The organism is Megasphaera sp. DJF_B143 (assembly GCF_900320625.1).
In the GTDB taxonomy this organism is placed as follows: Bacteria; Bacillota; Negativicutes; order Veillonellales; family Megasphaeraceae; genus Megasphaera; species Megasphaera hexanoica.
The window spans coordinates 1-2,393 of the sequence record NZ_ONTA01000182.1; the positions used below are offsets into that span (position 1 = coordinate 1).

Consider the following 2,393-nt stretch of genomic DNA (forward strand, 5'->3'; position numbering starts at 1 on the left):
AACAAGCTGGAATATCTGATGACGGACAGCGAATTGAATATAGTATATAAGCCACTCATAAAATTTTTGAAAATTTTATGAGTGGCTTATATACATTTTATAAAAGCACTATGCAACTTTACTTGTTAGCGTGAGCTTTGGCATCAATTTCACGGGCTCTCTGCCGGATTGCTTCTTCCTGAGCAAAGACTTCCGGATCATCTTCATAAAAGATGCAGAAATCAGGATCTACTTCGCCAATACCCATATACCGGGCTTTATAGTCTTTCAGTAATGCCCAGAATTTCTTACGCAATACCAACAATCCCAATAAGTTTGTGGCAACCGGAGCAATCAATGTAATATTAACAATTGTCCAGAAAAGATCCGGGCCGTTGCCAGTATAAACAATAGAACCAACAATAATCAAATTTGGAATTGGATATACAAATTTGAAAATTTTTACTAAACGGTCGCGAAGAATCGGGCGGCTTCTAAAACCATGATTGATGACAGCTACATAGAATGTAAACCAACCACTCGTTACGGTAATCCCGAAGAGAATCGCTACGATACCAAGGAAGATATCCCCACCAAAACCGAAAGCCGTTTCAAAAGCGGCAATACTCAGAGATGCCCCTTTAATACCAGAGTCCCAAACACCTGTAGCAATAACACACAAAGCAGTGAGGGAGCAAACAATCATCGTGTTTACAAACACGTCGAATGATGCCCATAAAGCCTGACGTACTGGATGCGGAGTATCAGCAGATCCATAAATAAAAGGAGAAGAACCCTGCCCAGCTTCATTGGCATTAATGGAACGAGCAACGCCATCACCAATAACTTTGGCAATAGTGGCACCGGCAAAACCGCCAACAGCTGCAGTGCCTGTAAAAGCATCATGGAAAATCAGATAAAACATATGTGGAATATTCTGATAATTAAAAACGATCAAGAACAAACATCCTACGAGGTATAACAAACATTTAAAAGGAGTTGCGTATTTTTCAAATTTTGCTACACCGGGAATTCCGTGGTAAATGACATAATACAATAAAGCCGTATATAACACTGTAACCAGCATCTGGTCAATACCAAAACTTGTTTTTAAAATTTCTGAAATGGTGTATACCTGGGAACCACCTAAAAACTGAGCAACAAAACCTATCCCAAAGAGAACAGCCAGAACCGTGCCAAATTTACGATGATGCAATTCATGAGCAATCCCTTTTTCCAGCATATAAGTGCCACCACCGTAATATTCACCTTTTTCATTACGGCTGCGGTAATAACACCCTAAGGTCGTTTCAACCATTTTGACCATCATGCCAAAGAAAGCCCATAACCACATCCAGAATACGGCACCCGGTCCACCAGTAGCAACAGCTGTTGCTACACCACCGATGGTTCCCATGCCAACGTTACCGCCAACAGAAACACAAATCGCTTCAAACGGAGAAACATGACCTTCCGACTTTTGATGGGCATCCTTGCTGAACATACTCATAAACGTGTTCTTTATAATATGTCCAAAATGAAAAATCGTAAAAAATTTAGACCCTATCGTAAAATAAGCCCCTACAAAAATAACGAATGCAATGAATGGAATGCTCCAGAAAAAATCGTTTATAGCATTCAGCGTATGTGCTAACATATGCACTACCTCCAGTTCAGATAAAGTTGTCCCAACTTACAAATGCATTTGTCTTGTGGCTCTAATCTTAAACTATATAGCTACAATAGAGTCAACGTGAAAAAACAGACATTTTGACATTGACTCTATTGTGGCTATAGACAATATACTGGAGACACGTCAAATACAGGAGGTCTTACAACATGTTTAAACAAACAGACAAAAAATTCAGTTTCGGTACAGATGTTCTTTCAAAAGGCATCTACATTAATGAACCGGCTACCAACCCGGAAGCCACTCCTATTTATATGACTACAGCCTTTAATGTAGAAGACCTGGATGATTTACAAAAACGTTATGATGAACATGGTTTTTGCTACAATCGTAATCGCAATCCAAACCGCAGCGCATTAATCGAATTAATGACTTACGCAGAAAATGGTGAAGATTCTATTGCTTGCAGTTCCGGCATGGGCGCCATTGCCACCACAATTATTTCCAACGTTAAAGCGGGCGATCATATCGTGTCTGACATGACGCTCTACGGAGAAACGATTGATATTTTTACAAAAGTTTTGAGTCATTATGGTGTAGAAACGACATTCGCCGACTTTACGGACATTGACAGTGTAAAGAAAGCTATCCGTCCGAACACCGCTCTTTTATACACGGAAACCGTATCCAATCCGATGATTACCGTACCAGATCTTAAAGCAATCGCAGATATAGCGCATGATAATAATGCGATTTTTGTAGTAGATAATACATTCATGACTTG

The 2,393-nt window shown here is 39.8% G+C and carries 2 protein-coding genes; one reads left to right on the forward strand and one right to left on the reverse strand.

Annotated features, from left to right (window positions below):
- Positions 1 to 118: 118 nt before the first annotated feature.
- Entirely contained in the window at positions 119 to 1,636 is a 1,518-nt protein-coding gene (locus DBO31_RS05510) for a sodium:alanine symporter family protein (protein WP_150824642.1), read from the reverse strand.
- Positions 1,637 to 1,818: 182 nt separating this feature from the next.
- Between DBO31_RS05510 and DBO31_RS05515 the strand changes: the two genes are divergently transcribed.
- Positions 1,819 to 2,393: aminotransferase class I/II-fold pyridoxal phosphate-dependent enzyme (locus DBO31_RS05515; protein WP_150824643.1), on the forward strand; the 575-nt coding region annotated here is incomplete at its 3' end.

Coding starts and splice junctions, on each gene's coding strand:
- DBO31_RS05510 (WP_150824642.1), bottom strand. CDS start 1,636: ATGTTAGCACATACGCTGAATGCTATAAACGATTTTTTCTGGAGCATT.